The sequence below is a fragment of the Amphibacillus sp. MSJ-3 genome, from assembly GCF_018919165.1.
Lineage (GTDB): Bacteria > Bacillota > Bacilli > Bacillales > Amphibacillaceae > Amphibacillus.
The window spans coordinates 72,750-88,844 of record NZ_JAHLQM010000002.1; the positions used below are offsets into that span (position 1 = coordinate 72,750).

At 35.7% G+C, this 16,095-nt stretch carries 13 protein-coding genes and 1 pseudogene; 9 read left to right on the plus strand and 5 right to left on the minus strand.

From position 1 onward, the window contains the following. Window positions 1-18 precede the first annotated feature (18 nt). From ilvB to KQI76_RS01185, 5 genes and pseudogenes are all read left to right on the plus strand, one after another. Complete coding sequence (gene ilvB, locus KQI76_RS01165) at window positions 19-1,671, plus strand: biosynthetic-type acetolactate synthase large subunit (protein WP_216398470.1); 1,653 nt, start codon at window positions 19-21, stop codon at window positions 1,669-1,671. A gap of 163 nt (window positions 1,672-1,834) precedes the next feature. Further along, window positions 1,835-2,113, plus strand: a pseudogene (locus KQI76_RS11660) (IS5/IS1182 family transposase); the annotation flags it as partial. 204 nt (window positions 2,114-2,317) lie between these two features. Continuing rightward, window positions 2,318-3,184: a M23 family metallopeptidase gene (locus tag KQI76_RS01175; RefSeq protein ID WP_253288745.1), complete on the plus strand. Its 867-nt coding sequence runs from the start codon at window positions 2,318-2,320 to the stop codon at window positions 3,182-3,184. 15 nt (window positions 3,185-3,199) lie between these two features. Beyond that, entirely contained in the window at window positions 3,200-3,595 is a 396-nt protein-coding gene (locus tag KQI76_RS01180; RefSeq protein ID WP_216398472.1) for a bactofilin family protein, read from the plus strand. 309 nt (window positions 3,596-3,904) lie between these two features. Further along, the gene (locus tag KQI76_RS01185; protein WP_216398473.1) at window positions 3,905-4,804 is read left to right on the plus strand and encodes a DUF1002 domain-containing protein; all 900 of its coding nucleotides are present in this window, start codon (window positions 3,905-3,907) and stop codon (window positions 4,802-4,804) included. Between the two features lie 85 nt (window positions 4,805-4,889). On the opposite strand, the gene maa is transcribed toward KQI76_RS01185, so the two are convergent. Continuing rightward, window positions 4,890-5,453, minus strand: coding sequence for a maltose O-acetyltransferase (maa, locus tag KQI76_RS01190; RefSeq protein ID WP_216398474.1), 564 nt, complete (start codon window positions 5,451-5,453; stop codon window positions 4,890-4,892). Window positions 5,454-5,876: 423 nt separating this feature from the next. Here maa and ahpC point away from each other — a divergent pair, with 423 nt between their 5' ends. Next, the gene (ahpC, locus tag KQI76_RS01195; RefSeq protein ID WP_216398475.1) at window positions 5,877-6,443 is read left to right on the plus strand and encodes an alkyl hydroperoxide reductase subunit C; all 567 of its coding nucleotides are present in this window, start codon (window positions 5,877-5,879) and stop codon (window positions 6,441-6,443) included. A gap of 14 nt (window positions 6,444-6,457) precedes the next feature. Further along, window positions 6,458-7,987: an alkyl hydroperoxide reductase subunit F gene (gene ahpF / locus KQI76_RS01200; protein ID WP_253288746.1), complete on the plus strand. Its 1,530-nt coding sequence runs from the start codon at window positions 6,458-6,460 to the stop codon at window positions 7,985-7,987. A 253-nt stretch (window positions 7,988-8,240) separates the two neighbouring features. On the opposite strand, the gene KQI76_RS01205 is transcribed toward ahpF, so the two are convergent. Continuing rightward, the gene (locus tag KQI76_RS01205; protein WP_216398476.1) at window positions 8,241-9,179 is read right to left on the minus strand and encodes an SDR family oxidoreductase; all 939 of its coding nucleotides are present in this window, start codon (window positions 9,177-9,179) and stop codon (window positions 8,241-8,243) included. A gap of 135 nt (window positions 9,180-9,314) precedes the next feature. On the opposite strand from KQI76_RS01205, the gene KQI76_RS01210 reads away from it, so the two are divergent. Together KQI76_RS01210 and KQI76_RS01215 are read left to right on the plus strand one after the other, a co-directional pair. Then, complete coding sequence (locus tag KQI76_RS01210) at window positions 9,315-9,485, plus strand: hypothetical protein (RefSeq protein ID WP_216398477.1); 171 nt, start codon at window positions 9,315-9,317, stop codon at window positions 9,483-9,485. 257 nt (window positions 9,486-9,742) lie between these two features. Further along, window positions 9,743-10,924 carry a DUF4317 domain-containing protein gene (locus tag KQI76_RS01215; protein ID WP_216398478.1) on the plus strand — a complete coding sequence of 394 codons (1,182 nt, stop codon included), beginning with the start codon at window positions 9,743-9,745 and terminating at the stop codon, window positions 10,922-10,924. 235 nt (window positions 10,925-11,159) lie between these two features. Here the strand turns inward: KQI76_RS01215 and ald are convergent, their stop codons facing one another. The 3 genes from ald to KQI76_RS01230 all read right to left on the minus strand — a co-directional run bounded on the left by ald (window position 11,160) and on the right by KQI76_RS01230 (window position 15,859). Continuing rightward, a complete protein-coding gene (gene ald / locus KQI76_RS01220) occupies window positions 11,160-12,272 on the minus strand; it encodes an alanine dehydrogenase (RefSeq protein ID WP_216398479.1) in 1,113 nt (370 codons plus the stop codon). A gap of 376 nt (window positions 12,273-12,648) precedes the next feature. After that, the gene (locus tag KQI76_RS01225) at window positions 12,649-14,715 is read right to left on the minus strand and encodes a catalase (protein WP_371817636.1); all 2,067 of its coding nucleotides are present in this window, start codon (window positions 14,713-14,715) and stop codon (window positions 12,649-12,651) included. Between the two features lie 283 nt (window positions 14,716-14,998). Then, the gene (locus KQI76_RS01230; protein WP_216398480.1) at window positions 14,999-15,859 is read right to left on the minus strand and encodes an AraC family transcriptional regulator; all 861 of its coding nucleotides are present in this window, start codon (window positions 15,857-15,859) and stop codon (window positions 14,999-15,001) included. Window positions 15,860-16,095 lie beyond the last annotated feature (236 nt).

The window sequence follows — 16,095 nt, forward strand, 5'->3', positions numbered from 1 at the left end:
TAAGAGGGGATGGGGCTAATGATACAATTTGAAGAACAAAAATTAGGTGAGCAAAAGTTAATTGATATATTTGAACAACATAAAGTCGAGTTTTTATTTAAAACAGCTACAAATCAGTCTTTTTTTTGTAACACCGACCACCACTTTACTGTTGAATTCATCCATGATCAAGCAGCGATTCATGCAGCAGATGGTTATAGTCGTACAACAGGAAAGATTGGTGTTGGTTGGCTCACAAGCGAAAGTGGTGTGACTAATGCGGTGACTTCCCTTGGGACCGCACAACTCGATTCTGTTCCACTCGTTATTTTCATCGAACATCAAAGAAATTCAATTGATCAACAACTCGATGTTGATGGATTAACAAAATCAATGACCAAATATAATTTCACAGCAAATTCGATAAATGAATTGATCCCGATGACAAAAGCAGCTTTCAAAATTGCCCAAACTGGACGTCCAGGTATTGTGGTAATTGATTTTAATCGTCAAATACTAAGGCAAACTTATGAAGGTGATCAACAGATTCATATTGATCAATTAAATCAAGAATTCACCCAAAAAGAAATACCTAGACATATAATTGAACAGCTTCCAGCTTTAATTGCTCAAGCAAAACAACCCGTAATTATTGTTGGTGGTGGATGCGTCATAAGTAATGCCCATCATGCCTTAGCTAATTTTTTGGCTAAAACACAAATCCCCTTTGTTAGTACCTTGATGGGATTAGGCGCTGTCAATGCAGATCATCCTCTACATCTGGGTATGATCGGTATGCACGGAACTTTCGCTGCTAATCGCGCTGTACATCAGGCTGATTTGTTAATTTGCTTAGGCGTACGTTTTAGTGATCGAATCACTGGTAATATTAAAGGCTTTTCACCAAATTCATTAAAAGTCCAAATCGATATCGACCCTGTAGAAATTAATAAATTGATCGATGTTGAATATCCAATTGTTGGTGATGTTAATGCTGCATTAACTCAGCTTAATCACTTAAACTTGAAAAGAACAAATTCAGACTGGCTTAAAACAGTAATGAGTTGGCATAAAAAGTCTGCCCAATTTCACAAGGCTAAAAATAAATTAATTGACCCTGGTGCGATCATTAGGCTGTTAAATAAATACGCAAATAACGATGCCATCGTTTCAACCGATGTCGGGCAACATCAAATGTGGACCGCGCATCACTTTTCTTTCCAAAAGCCACGATCTTTCTTAACGTCTGGTGGTTTTGGAACAATGGGCTATGGGCTTCCTGCTGCCATTGGTGGTGCGATGGCAAAGCCAAACCAACAAGTGATTTGTATTAGTGGTGATGGGAGTTTTCAAATGAATTTACAAGAACTACTCACTGCGGTACGATATCAACTAAATATTAAAATCGCCATTTTTAAGAATGGTTATCTCGGTATGGTTCGTCAATGGCAACAATTATTTTACGAACGCCATTATTCACAAGTTCAAATTAGCTCACCTGACTTTGTTAAACTAGCTGAGAGCTATGGTGTGATAGGATTAGCAGCCGAAACGATTGACCAAGCAAATGAGATTATAAAAAAAGCAATGGAGGTAAAAGGACCCGTACTCATGACCTTTACAATTGAAGATGAGCTAAATGTTTTTCCAATTGTCCCACCCGGTGGAAATAACACGGATGCCTTACAATAATTCAGATATAAAGACTGGGACATAATTCAGCAAAAATGAAAAAGGAATTCAGTTGATACTGGATTCCCTTTTCTTATTATCATCATTTAAATAAAATCATCACATTTTAAATGTTTTTGAGGTATCGCTCCGTGATCTATGTACGAAACAAGCTTTTAGAAGAAAAACTGGTGAAATCTATGGGAAACGTAAAATATATGTAGAAGCAGGGTTTGGATTCTCGAAGGCCAATTTATGCTTCTCGCGTTTTTTCGTGTGACGCAAAGAGAAAGTGAAAAATGAATTGGGATTTGCTTTGATGGCGGTGAATTTGAGGAAGTTTATCCCCAGAAGCAAAAATCCAACAAAAAATGGTTTCAAACAAATTTTAATGCTTGAAACCATTTTTTTGTTAGTTATGTCCCAGCCCTTTTTTCATCTGCATCGTGAGTATTTATCCTAATGACCATATTTACCCATGGAATATTTCAACTTGGTTACAATTGCCTGTAAACTATTGATTAGTATTAGACATTTAAGTATTGTAATAGTGGGTTAAGTTAAAATAAGCTGTTTTTTTGGCGAAAAATGTAACATAATCTCTGAAAGGAGCGTATTTAAACTGAGACGGAAAAAATTCAAGTTAAGAACATGGACCTTTACCTTGATGTCAAATGAAATAAAGAAGCCGATCAAAAGATTTACACTCCCTCGTGCTCTCATACTATTTATTATTGCTATGATTATTGTACCAGTCTGTCTATTAATCTATTACATTTCAATTAATAATCAACTACTAACAGTTAATCATACATTAAATCAAAAAGTACATAGTCTTGAAAATACAACAGAACAATTAACAATAGAAATGAATGATTTAATCGATGAACGAGAGCTCGTGATCGAACGTTTTAATGAATTGGATAAAATTGAAGAACAGCTTCATCAGCATATCAATGAATTACCTGATGAAGCACTTGGTGGTATTGAAATACCATTAGAAGATGATGAAACTTTAAATATAAACGCTGAGTCCTCGAATGATCTATTGATTAGTTCAAGTATGACCGATCGATATCAGTACACAATAGAAAGCATTGAGCAACTAGAGGAAAACTTAATCTACATACCGACGCATTGGCCTACAGAACCAAATACAATCACATCTCCGTTCGGACTGAGAAAGGATCCTTTTAATCGTGCAAAAGCGATTCACTCTGGGATTGATGTCCGTGGAAAGACTGGAACACCTATCTATGCAGCAGCTGATGGTGTTGTTAAACTTGCCGAGGTTTATGGTGGTTATGGTAACACAATTATTCTTAACCATGGTGGACGATATGAAACACTATATGCACATTTATCTTCAATAGATGTTGAAGAGGGAGATCGTGTTGATAAAGGGGACATCATTGGAAAATTAGGGAGTACCGGAAGAAGTACCGGTCCACACCTACATTATGAAGTCATAAAAGCTGGAACTCGGGTAGATCCAGAGCTATACCTGAATTTTTTTGATAATGATAACAAATAAGAGAGGGTTTTCATTTTGTTAAAAGGAAAAAAAGATCATAAAGTAATTGAAACAATTATAGGGAAAGAAACCGTTATTGAAGGGAAAATTAAATTGCCAACTAGTCTCAGAATTGATGGTAAAGTGTATGGTGATATCGAATGTGAGGGTGACGTTATTATTGGCAAAAAGGGCTATGTCGAACCTGCCATTCAAGCTAAAAATGTCATTATCGCAGGTGAAGCAAAAGGAGAAATAAAGACAAGTCAGAAAGTACACATCCACAGTTGTGGTGTATTATCTGGAAATATTAGTTCAGAGGGGATTATCATTGATGAGGGTGGAGTCTTTAATGGGAACAGCTCGATTAACATCCCCACTAAGAAGAGTAAGAAAAATAATGTTGAACCCATTTCCAAAGCAAATCAATAATTGGACCTAACTAGCATCTATTTTTTATTTTAATATTTCTAAATAAAATAGGGTCTTTTTTGTGATTTTTATCCCATTCATGTTATATTGAACTTATTAGAAAGAAAAGCTAAGCTTAGTTAGATTTCTCATCACTCACTGAGTTGTAGAAACTAACTATAGCTTTTCCAGTACATATTCTGTCAGTTAATTACCAATCATTGGATTTCAGGTATTTAACCGAAGAGTATGACAAGACAAGCACATCTAAATGTTGTAAAATAGGGATGAGTTTTTAATACGTTTGATTAAACGTGAGGAGGCTATACAATGAAAAGATTTATGTTAAAGGGTAGTATTATTTTTCTAGCTTTTACTTTCTTCATATATACTACTACCCCAACAGTTTTGGCGGATGCTATTTCAGGTGAGCTAATCGTTACACTTGGTGAGGATTTAACTCAAGCACAAAAAGAGTCCATCTTAAAAGAAATGGGCATTGAAAATGAAGAAGACGTTAATATTATTTATGTTACAAATGAAGAAGAACATAATTATTTAGGTGACTATATTCCCGCAGCTCAAATTGGTTCAAACGCACTTTCCTCAGCTCGTATTGAATTAAGAGATGATAATACAGGAATTGCCGTAACAACAAATAAAATCACCTATATTACGGGTTCAATGTATTCAAATGCACTTGCCACCGCTGGTATTAGTGGTGCTGAAATTTATGTAACTGCTCCTTTTGATGTTTCTGGAACAGGTGCCCTAACAGGGATTATGAAAGCCTATGAAGCGACAACTGGAGAGAAAATTGACGAAGAAGTAAAACAAGCTGCTAATGAAGAAATGGTTGTCACAGCAGAACTTGCCGAAGATGAGGATATCGGCGAGGAAGAAGCTGTTGACTTTATGAACAAAATTAAAGAAAAAATTGATCAAGAGCAGCCTGAATCAACTGAAGAGCTACGTGATTTAATTATTCAATTAGCTAAAGAATTAGGGATTGACTTATCAGATGAACAGCTTGATCGTTTAGTTGAGTTATTTGATAATTTACGTAATCTAGACATTGATTGGGGCAAGGTTAATGATACGATTGATGCAACCAAAAATTGGATTAGTGATTTTGCTGAGAGTGAAGAGGGACAAGGTGTAATCAGAAGTATCGTTAATTTCTTTCAATCCGTATGGGATTGGTTCCTATCCGTCTTTTCCAATAACTAAAAAATAACTTCATATATAGAAGCGAATTTAACAATGAATAAACCCCCGAGACAATAAAATGCCTTGGGGGTTTATTCACTATTCACTAATCCACCATTATTTCTTTAATTATACGTGCTGGATTTCCTCCAACAACAACATTATCCGGTACGTCTTTTGTCACAACCGCGCCAGAAGCAACAACAACATTATCGCCTATTGTTACACCAGGGTTTACCACGGCACTTCCACCAATCCAAACATTATCTCCAATTGTGATTGGCTTCCCTAACTCTCTACCTGAATTACGCTCAATTGGATCAAGTGGATGTGTTGCCGTATAAATTTGTACCCCAGGGGCAAACATACAATTGTCACCAATATGTACCTCACATACATCAAGAATACAACAATCAAAATTCGCATAAAAATTAGCACCGACATGGATATTATAGCCGTAGTCACATCGGAAAGTTGGTTCGATATAAATATCTTCCCCTGTTGAACCAAGCATTTCCTTTAGTAACTGCATTCGTTTTTCGCTCTCTGTTTCATCTGTTTGATTGTATAAACGTACAAGTCGACGAGCATTTTGCCGATCTGATACAAGTTGAGGATCTTCTGGACAATACATCTTCCCCGCAATCATCTTTTCCTTTTCAGTATTCAATACTAGCAATCCCTTCTAAGCCATATTTGATCGAGTAAAACTAGTCTTATTCTAGCAAAGACTAAATCATATGTATAGCTACTGAGAAGAATCACATAAGAAGCGAGAGTTTTGCCCCGATGAACTGCCTGTAGGATCCACAGAATGAAGATTCACTTTATTATCAAATATGTTTATTTAAACGATAATTTAAAAGAATAACTTTTTTTCCTTTTAAAATTAAGTATAGATTTCTAATCCTAACAAATACTATTAAAACAATAGAATCAACTGATTATCAGAGATAATCTTTCTACTTGACTTATAAAACAAATACTTTATAATAATGTATATCGAATTAGAATTATTATTGATTAATACTCTCTTATTTAAGAAAATATTGATCAGTTAATCATTCTAAATATTTAAGGAGGAATAGACATTATGTCACTTATAGGTTCAGAAGTACAACCATTTACAGCGCAAGCTTTTCAAGCAGGAAAGGATTTCTTCGAAGTTACAGAAGAAAATCTAAAAGGAAAATGGAGTGTTGTTGTCTTTTACCCAGCAGATTTCTCATTTGTATGTCCAACTGAATTAGAAGATGTTCAAAAAGAATATGCTGCACTTAAAGAATTAGATGTTGAAGTATACTCAGTATCAACAGATACACACTTTGTTCATAAAGCATGGCATGAGCATTCTGAAGCAGTAAGCTCAATTGAATATATTATGCTTGGTGATCCATCACAAGCAATTGCACGTCAATTTGATGTACTAAACGAAGAATCTGGTCTTGCTGACCGTGGAACATTCATCATTGACCCAGATGGTGTGATTCAAGCAGTTGAAATCAACGCAGACGGAATTGGCCGTGATGCAAGTACATTAATTAATAAAATTAAAGCAGCACAATATGTGCGCAAACACCCAGGTGAAGTATGTCCAGCTAAATGGAAAGAAGGAGAAGAAACACTTAAACCAAGTCTAGATATTGTTGGTAAAATTTAAGGAGTTTGATAATTATGTTAGAGAAAGAAATTAAACAGCAACTCGCACAATATCTAGAACTTTTAGAAAATGATATTGTTATTAAAGTAAGTGTTGGTGACGATAAAGTCTCTAAAGAAACACTTGACCTCGTTAATGAGATCGCAGATATGTCTAAGATGATCACTATTGAAGAGGCGAAACTAGAACGAACACCAAGCTTTAGTATCAATCGAAAAGGTGAAGAAGATAGTGGAGTCGTTTTTGCAGGTATTCCACTCGGTCATGAATTCACATCATTAGTGTTAGCACTTCTACAAGTTAGCGGACGCGCCCCTAAAGTTGAAGATAGTGTGATTGAGCAAATCAAAAATATTAAAGAGAAATTACATTTTGAAACTTATGTCAGTTTATCTTGTCACAACTGTCCAGACGTTGTGCAAGCTTTAAACTTAATGAGTATCATTAATCCAAATATTTCACACACAATGGTTGAAGGCTCAGCTTTTAAAGATGAAGTCGAAAGCAAAAATATTATGGCCGTTCCTTCTGTTTACCTAAACGGTGACTTCATGGAAAGTGGTCGAATGACGATCGAAGACATTCTTAGTCAAATAGGAAGTGGACCCGATGCTGATGCTTTAAATGATAAGGATCCATTTGATGTGCTAGTTATAGGTGGAGGACCTGCCGGAGCAAGTGCTGCGATATATGCTGCTCGTAAAGGGATTCGTACTGGTATCGTTGCTGATCGCTTTGGTGGTCAAGTTATGGATACTTTAGGGATTGAAAACTTTATTAGTACAAAATATACTGAAGGTCCAAAACTTATGGCTGAAGTTGAAGCGCATGTTAATGAATACGACATTGACGTCATGAAGGGTCTCCAAGCCAAACAAATCGAAAAGAAAGATCTTTTTGAAGTTGAACTTGATAATGGCGCCTTACTAAAGAGTAAGACAATCATTCTTTCTACTGGTGCACGTTGGAGAAATGTTGGTGTACCTGGAGAGGCTGAATTCAAAAATAAAGGTGTTGCTTACTGTCCACACTGTGATGCACCACTATTTGAGGGTAAACATGTAGCTGTCATTGGTGGAGGTAACTCTGGAATTGAGGCTGCTATTGACTTGGCTGGTGTCGTTAAACATGTAACAGTATTTGAATTTATGCCAGAATTAAAAGCAGACGCAGTCCTTCAAGAGCGTCTACACAGTTTACCGAATGTCGATGTGATTGTAAATGCACAAACATCTGAGATTACTGGTGATGAAACAGTTAACGGGATTACTTATATCGACCGTGAAACAAACGATGAAAAACACGTTGAACTCGAAGGTGTCTTTGTCCAAATCGGTCTAGTACCAAATACAGACTGGTTAGGCGATACTGTTGAACGAAATAAAATGGGTGAAATCCTCGTTGACAAAAACGGTCAAACAAACGTTCCAGGAATCTTTGCAGCAGGTGATTGTACAGATTCTGCATACAAACAAATCATTATTTCAATGGGATCAGGTGCAACAGCTTCACTAGGAGCTTTTGATTACCTAATCCGTCATTAATACTAAATCCTGAGCATCCGCTTGATGTTCAGGATTTACTTTTTTTAATCAAAGTAACTAGCCGTAAACACTTATTCTTACGATTTAACCCCTTAACTATCTTTTCTCCCTTTCCTTGCTAAAAGGGACTGCATACGATTAAAGTTCACACATCAGATCAACTAAGAGCCACAAACTGTAGGTTAATTTTACTCCGCAAGAGAACTTGACAGTGAATACATAAAGTATCATTTCACCCATATTACACGGCACATTATGCCATCCGCTCTCCACCGTTAGGATGTAACGTTTGTCCTGTCATAAATCTAGAATCGTCTGATGCTAAAAAAACATAGGATGGGGCAACTTCAAAGGGTTGAGCCATACGATTCATCGGATTCCCTGTACCAAAAATTGCAACAGCATCTGCTGGAAAGCTAGCAGGAATGAGGGGTGTCCAAATTCGTCCAGGTGCAACAGCATTCACTCGAACACCATCTTTAATTAAACTGTTTGCTAGTGCTTTTGTAAAACCTAGAATCGCTGCTTTTGTCGTTGTATAATCAATCATCGATGCCTTTCCGGTTTGGGCAACTACTGAACTCGTATTAATAATTGAGCTACCTGGCTTTAAATAAGGAATTGCGGCTCTTGTCACATAGAAATAAGAATAAATATTCACTTTAAATGTATCATCAAATTGTTTGTCTGTTACATCTAACAAACTCGGCTGACGAAATTGAATCCCAACATTATTTACTAAGATATTAAGACCATTATAAGTATAAACAGTTTCTTCAACGATATCGAGACATTGCTTCTTATCTCTTAAATCACCAGGTAATAACAAACATCTTTGCCCAAGCTCCTCAATTCTAGTTTTTGTTCGATTCGCATCTTCATGCTCATCTAAGTAGGCAATCGCTATGTCTGCCCCTTCTTTAGCAAAGGCAATTGCGACAGCTGCGCCAATTCCACTATCTCCTCCCGTAATAAGCGCGACCTTACCTTTAAGCTTATGACTTCCCTGAAGATTTTTATTTTCGACAATTGGCATTGGATCCATTAATCCTTCAACGCCTGGCTGGCGATACTGACGTTGTTCAGGCGCACTTAAATAGATATCCTCATACCTTGTTACAGTACCGTAATATGGATAAAGTGGGTAATCAGCTTGTTTTTCTTGTAACCTTTCATTAAATGGTTCATTCATTAGGCACCCTCCTATTTAGTAACTGTAATACTTTATGAACTGTTCTTAAAAGCGTGTTTGTTTTAAAGAAATTCCAGTTCGAAAGGGGCACAAGATTATCAACAGAATAGAATATAGAAAAAAGGAGAGTTTACAATGGATTTTTATTATTATCCAGGTGTACAATTATTGTTATCTAATGAAGCAAATCAAGATGTGGAATTAATTTATAATGATAATCCTTATCCAATATTGACGACTTTAATCGGTGAGAGACCACCCTACTATTTCAACCCAAGGTTTACAGAATCATACCCAATTCTATAGATGACATTCCCCCGAGACTGGGACATAACTTAGCTAAAATGAAAAAGGAATTCAGTTGATACTGGATTCCTTTTTCTTATTAGCATCATTTAAATAGAATCATCAAAAATGAAAAAGGGTTCTATTTACGAAAAAAACATAAATAGAACCCTTTTTTACACAGTGAGACTAGTTTTGTCCCAGTCCTTTTTTTAAAAAACCCTTAGCTGATTGGTCGCAAAATATGATAAGATCATAACAGTTAGGAGGAGAAATTAATGAACAAAAAAGAGATTGCAGAAATTAGAAGGCAATTTAAGAAAAATAATGAATTGTTACATATTAGTGAGATTTTTAATGTTTATGTTATGAAGGAATCTAGTGAAATCTATCATCAGCAAAGTCAGCCTTTTGAAATTCTCGATTCAGATGAACAAGAACTCTTTTTAAATAATTTTAAAAAGGTTTTAACAGGTGGCATAGATGAAAAATTATTTGAGCTCAAGTTCCAGACAAATATTGAAGACTCAAGTCAACTCATACTACATCAAGCTTTGTTAACAGATGATAAAGATGAATGGAAAGCACAAATGATTCGCATCGTTGAAAAGATGCTCCAAGTAAAGCAGTATGAAATGGATATTGTAATCACCTTTATCAAGGGAGAATACTTCAAACCGATCAAGCGCCAGAGCACCGATGATGAGGAAAGCGAATATAATTCTCTTCATTCACACACTTTTATCTTATCCAGTATGAACCAAACCCAAGATCCAAAGAAAGAGTTGCATTTTGATTACATCGAAAAGGCATTCAAATATAATCTTGTAGTCGACCCTGTTATTAATCTACAAAAGCCAATTGGCGGATTCCTTTTCCCATGTTTTATCGACCATGCCGCTAACGTAAATCGGGTACTTTATTCTGCACCAAAAACGAATGAGCCTGATGAAAGTTTTATTGAAGAAGTACTTAATGCTGAAGAAACGGTTACTGCTAAAGAGGACAAAATCATCTTTGAAGAAGTTGTCCGTGATGCTATTGGCCACGAACTTAACACGTCAACCCTAGCAAATATTTACCAAGAAATTCATCGCGTCGTTGAAGAAGATGAAGAAGATTCAGCAACCTTGGATTATAAAGATGTCGAGAGCGTCTTAAAACATAGTGGTATTGAACATATCGTTCCCGAGAAAGTTGAAACAGCCTTCAACAATGTGATTGATGATAGTCAATATGAGCTAAAGGCCAAAAATATCGTACCTAAATTCAAAACAAAGTCGATTAAAATCAATACGGAAGTTGCTAATATTGCAGTAAGCCCAGAAGATTTACATCGCCTTAAACAAGTTTCCTTCAATGGAAAACGCTACCTAATGATTGAAGTAGAAGAAGATACGATTATCGATGGATTTACGATGCTCCCCGAAGCGTTTGGAAGTAAAGTAAAAGAAGATTAGTCCTTAGTTTTTTTAATACATTAGATAAATCAATTTTGAATATAAAAAAACCTTTTGGCAGCTAGAATGTGTAAATTTGATCATTAGAATAATATACTCAAAGTCAGCAATCCGCCATGTTACGGTTCAGTTACACTTAGCAAACTTAAAACTAGTCTACCTAGGGCAAATTAAAACCGCATGAAAAAGGTTGATCTATTTTCATGCGGTTCTATTATTTGCTTGTCCAACTCGCTTAAACAAGTTTGGCAAAATCACGATACTCCATATCTAACGCTTCTGCTACACTCTTATTGGTAATATAGCCATCATAAACATTTACACCAGTATAAATCATATTACTATGTTCAGCTGCTGCAACTACCCCTCTTTCAGCAATATCAAGTGCATGAGGTACTGTAACATTTGTTAAAGCAATTGTTGATGTTTTTGGAACAGCGCCTGGCATATTAGGAACAGCATAGTGTAGAACACCATGTTTAATATAAATTGGATCATCATGAGTTGTTGTACGATCCTCTGTCTCAAAAATACCTCCTTGGTCAACTGCAATATCAACAATAACTGAACCTGGTTCCATTGATTTAACCATTTCTTCAGTAACTAATTTCGGTGCCTTAGATCCAGGAATTAAAACAGCTCCAACAACAATATCAGCATGACGAATTGATTCGGCAATATTCACTTCATTTGACATCAAGGTAATGACATCACTTCCGTGAACTTCTTCAATTTGTTGTAACACATCAGGTTTAACATCTAAGATCGTTACATGTGCACCTAAACCTCGAGCAATTTGCAAGGCATTTTGTCCTGCTATTCCTCCACCAATGATAACGACTTTACCATTCTTAACACCTGGCACACCGCCAATTAACTTACCTTTCCCTTGTTGTGGGCTTTGTAGAAAATACGAAGCAATTTGAACAGAAATTCTCCCTGCAATGACACTCATTGGCATCAACATTGGCAAGTCATCTTTCGGTCCAACCATTGTTTCATAAGCAACTGCTGTTGCTCCAGACTCTACTAAAGCTTTTGCAAGCTCAGGCTCATTTGCTAAATGGAAATAAGTAAAGATGATTAAACCTTTTCTAAAATATTTATACTCACTTTGTTGCGGTTCTTTAACTTTCATGACCATATCTACAGACCAAACATCTTCAGCCTTTTCTAAAATAGTCGCTCCTGCTTCTTGATATTCTTCATCTGTAATATCTGCTCCGACTCCGGCTCCAGTTTCTATATAGACATCATGTCCCTTTTGTTTTAAAAGCTTCACACCCATTGCCGTAATTGCGACTCGACTTTCATTTGACTTAATTTCCTTAGGTATACCAATTTTCATTTCAGCTTCTCCTTCTTTCTTAGATGGAATAACCAATTTTGAAATCATGCATTTTAATCAAAAGGTTTAATACTGTAACTATGTTAACACTTATTCAATATCGATACCAGTCTATCTGATCAGATAATATGGATTTTTCACATTTTTTCTTCAAGAAGAGAAATCATTCGATATATTTAGTTACTTTATCTACAGTAGTCCGCCCTAGGTAATATACCCTGTTTCAATAATTTTAAAACCAATATAAAAAGATTTTATTGATCTAGCGATCTATAATATTAAACTATAGCTAAAGGTTAACCATTTAGAAAAGAACAAAAAAAGCAACCTTATAAGGATTGCTTTTCGATATACTCATATTTGACTCTTTTTCTATTTAAGTTCGATCCCAAAACCGTTGATAGGCAATAGCCCTGACAAAATCCTGATTAAAATTTGGATTGTTTGTCGCAAAGACAACTCCAGCTAAGTTATTTTGATTCGATACTTTAATAAAGGACTGTGCAGTTGTAGCCACACCAATCGGTTTATAACTTTTATATGTTTCATTGACAAAATCATATATATCCTGGGTAAATTTTGCTTCATTCTCTACCCTTCCACCAACAATATAAATCGAATCATATAAAACAGGATATGTCGTTGTAAAAATTTTATCTACCTTTAATTCAACCCCATGTGAACCTGTGACTGTTCCAAATCGTTCACTTACAATATCAATAAACACTCCTGATTGTTCTAAAAAATTTATCACTTGACTGACTTCTTCACCGTTAAATCCGTTACCTATTAAAATAGCTACTTTCTGCGTATAAGCATAATGTGGCATATTCGCTAAACTAAGTGATGGCGATTTTTTTGTCACCTTCACATTTGTTCCTTTTGGCGGGTTAACTCCTAGATAATCCGCCATCGTTATCGCCATATCTCTGTCAACATTAGCAAACATTTCGACATTTTGTTGGCGAACAGAACGGCTTTTAACGTGGCCTAAATGGAAAACAAAGGAGTCAATAATCTGCTCTTTTTCCACATCATTCATACTATTCCAAAAGAGTCTTGCTTGTGAGAAATGATCGGTAAATGACTGACTCGGGATATCCCTCGTCACAAAGCCTTCAACTTTTCCAGGATAGTTTGCATAGCCCCCCTCTTCAGGTGGAGTTGTAGCTGGCGTATTTCCTGCTAATGAATTTTTGTGGTAGTTAACCCGATCAATATCAATTCTGTGTCTAGCATAGCTATCACGTTGATTAAAATTAACTTGTTTAATCGGTCGGTTAACTGGTATTTCTTCAATATTCCCTGTTCCTAAGCGATGGTAGTCCGTATCTCGATACGCGAATGCGCGTCCTTGTAAAACAGGGTCATTTGAGAAATCAATTCCAGGCACAAGATTAGATGGATCAAAGGAGGATTGCTCTGTTTCAGCAAATTCATTATCTGGTAAACGATTGAGGGTTATTTTTCCGATAATTTCAACAGGTACATCTTCTTCAGGCCATAGCTTTGTATCATCTAAAACATCAAAGTCATATTTGAATTCATCTTCTTCAGCAATAAGTTGAACACCGAATTCATATTCAGGATAAGCTCCTTTTTCAATCGCTTCAATTAAATCGCGACGGTGAAAGTCTGGGTCAACCCCGCCGATCACCCCTGCTTCATCCAATAGTAAAGCATGAACACCAAGCACCGCTTTAAAGTGGAATCTAACAAAAGTTGCTTTCCCCTCCTCATTAATAAAGCGAAAGGTGTTGATTGGATAACCATTCATCATTCGATAGCTTTTAGGTCTAGAGTATCCTGACATAAGCCACATAATCATATGTGCTGTTTCTTGATTGTTTGAAACATAATCCCAAAAGTTATCATGAGCAGAAGTCGCTTGCGGAATATCATTTCTAGGTTCAGGTTTAATCGCATGAACAGCATCAACAAATTTCATTGCATCAGAAACAAGAAAGACTTGAAATGACAATCCTAATAAATCATAGTTCCCTTCTTCAGTATAAAATTTAATTGCAAATCCTCTAATATCCTGGGCTGTATCTTTGGATCCTTTGCTTCCAATTAAGGTGGAAAACCGAACGAATATTGGTGTCTTCCTACCTGGTTCTTGTAAAAAGTGAGCTCTTGTATAGGGACGCATTGACTTATAACATTCAAATTCACCATATGCCCCAAATCCACGTGCATGAACAACTCGTTCCGGAATACGTTCACGATTAAAATGAGATTGCTTCTTATAAAAATGAGCATCTTGAAGTAAGGTAGGTCCCCTTTTTCCCGCACGTAGTGACCATTCATCATTGGAAATTTTTAAACCAGCATCACTTGTCATCTTTTTACCTTTACCGGTATTTTGCTTCCGATACTGATTTAGTTGTTCGTTCTTTAAATTATTATCAGCAGAGCTTCTTTCATTATCTTTATCCACTATATCACCATACCTCCCGTTTATTTTAGTTCCACTTAAAACATATGAATTAAGAACCTCATATATACAGGGATTCAGTGATAAAGTGAATCTTCACTTAGTGGGGACCAGATGGATAAATCAGATCTTTACTGACTGATCATATGGAACTTCATCAAAGGTTTTCTAAACACTTTATACCGTCTTTGCTAGCATTGATCTCCCCTTTCTTATAGGATTAATATTGCTTATCATTAATTATATTGAAGCAGCATTTACCTATTTTGTTACACATATTAGTAAACGCTTACATTTTAGCTTTCTCGTAAACCGTCCGATACTCACTTGGGGATATGCCCATCAGTTTTTTGAAAACACGCCAGAAGTGAACATTATTTGAGTAACCTACACTTTTAGAGATTTCAATAACTTTCATGTCTGATTCTATAAGAAGACGTTGGGCCTCGTTGATTCTGACAGCATTTAAATAATTGATAATGTTGTTTCCGGTGACATCTTTAAATAATCGACTAATATATTGTTCATTTAAATGGAATTTTTGTGATAAGAGGGTTAGAGAAATATCATTTGAATAATGGGTATTAATATATTTAATAATATCGGCTACGACTTCCTGCTTAAGCGTATCATTATCATTCTCAACAATCGGTATATTTACTTCTCTCTTTAATAAACGATTGCTTTCTAATAACAGTTGGGTCAATAACGTACGAATATAGTGCATTGCATCTTTTCTATCATCGATATATTCATTTTGCATCCTGATTATAAGCTCTGATATTATTTTCTTTTTACAAGCAGGTACAGAAATAATATGCGGTCCATTTTCGAATAACTCCGCTAGAAGAAAGTGATCGTCACAGCATAAGAAATTATCCTGAAAGTTGATAACCACTCTTTGAAAACTTGGAAGCTCGGCCGTTTCTGTTTTATGCATGACATTTCGGTCAATAAAAATAAGATCATTTTCCCTTATAAGGTATTGTTCATCATTGATCAGATATTTACGTTCGCCTTCGATAAGATAGTAAATTTCATAATCACTATGTAAGTGGAAATTCCTCATTGAGTCCCTAGAGCATGTCCCCATTTTATAATCAATATAAAATGGTTTTTTTCTAAAAGATACATTTAATTTTTTGGCCATTCAAGATCCCCCTCCATTTACATTTAACATGCTAGCATTTTACTTCTTTCGATTAATGATTAACTGAATCCTTCCCGAATGATCAAATTGAGAAATTATAACTAGTCCTTTATGGATATTTTTTGTATGAATGAATGCCTATTCGCCTATTTTCTCCGGTAACAAGGATTCATTTATCCTATGTTCCGTAAAAGAGTTCGAGATAAAAATAACCACTTAGTAATAGCTAAAATGGA

What these genes read in the sequence shown, in the direction of transcription:
- ilvB (WP_216398470.1), top strand. Translation starts at nt 19, where the DNA reads ATGATACAATTTGAAGAACAAAAATTAGGTGAGCAAAAGTTAATTGAT.
- KQI76_RS01175 (WP_253288745.1), top strand. Translation starts at nt 2,318, where the DNA reads ATGTCAAATGAAATAAAGAAGCCGATCAAAAGATTTACACTCCCTCGT.
- KQI76_RS01185 (WP_216398473.1), top strand. Translation starts at nt 3,905, where the DNA reads ATGAAAAGATTTATGTTAAAGGGTAGTATTATTTTTCTAGCTTTTACT.
- ahpC (WP_216398475.1), top strand. Translation starts at nt 5,877, where the DNA reads ATGTCACTTATAGGTTCAGAAGTACAACCATTTACAGCGCAAGCTTTT.
- ahpF (WP_253288746.1), top strand. Translation starts at nt 6,458, where the DNA reads ATGTTAGAGAAAGAAATTAAACAGCAACTCGCACAATATCTAGAACTT.
- KQI76_RS01205 (WP_216398476.1), bottom strand. Translation starts at nt 9,179, where the DNA reads ATGAATGAACCATTTAATGAAAGGTTACAAGAAAAACAAGCTGATTAC.
- KQI76_RS01210 (WP_216398477.1), top strand. Translation starts at nt 9,315, where the DNA reads ATGGATTTTTATTATTATCCAGGTGTACAATTATTGTTATCTAATGAA.
- KQI76_RS01215 (WP_216398478.1), top strand. Translation starts at nt 9,743, where the DNA reads ATGAACAAAAAAGAGATTGCAGAAATTAGAAGGCAATTTAAGAAAAAT.
- ald (WP_216398479.1), bottom strand. Translation starts at nt 12,272, where the DNA reads ATGAAAATTGGTATACCTAAGGAAATTAAGTCAAATGAAAGTCGAGTC.
- KQI76_RS01230 (WP_216398480.1), bottom strand. Translation starts at nt 15,859, where the DNA reads ATGGCCAAAAAATTAAATGTATCTTTTAGAAAAAAACCATTTTATATT.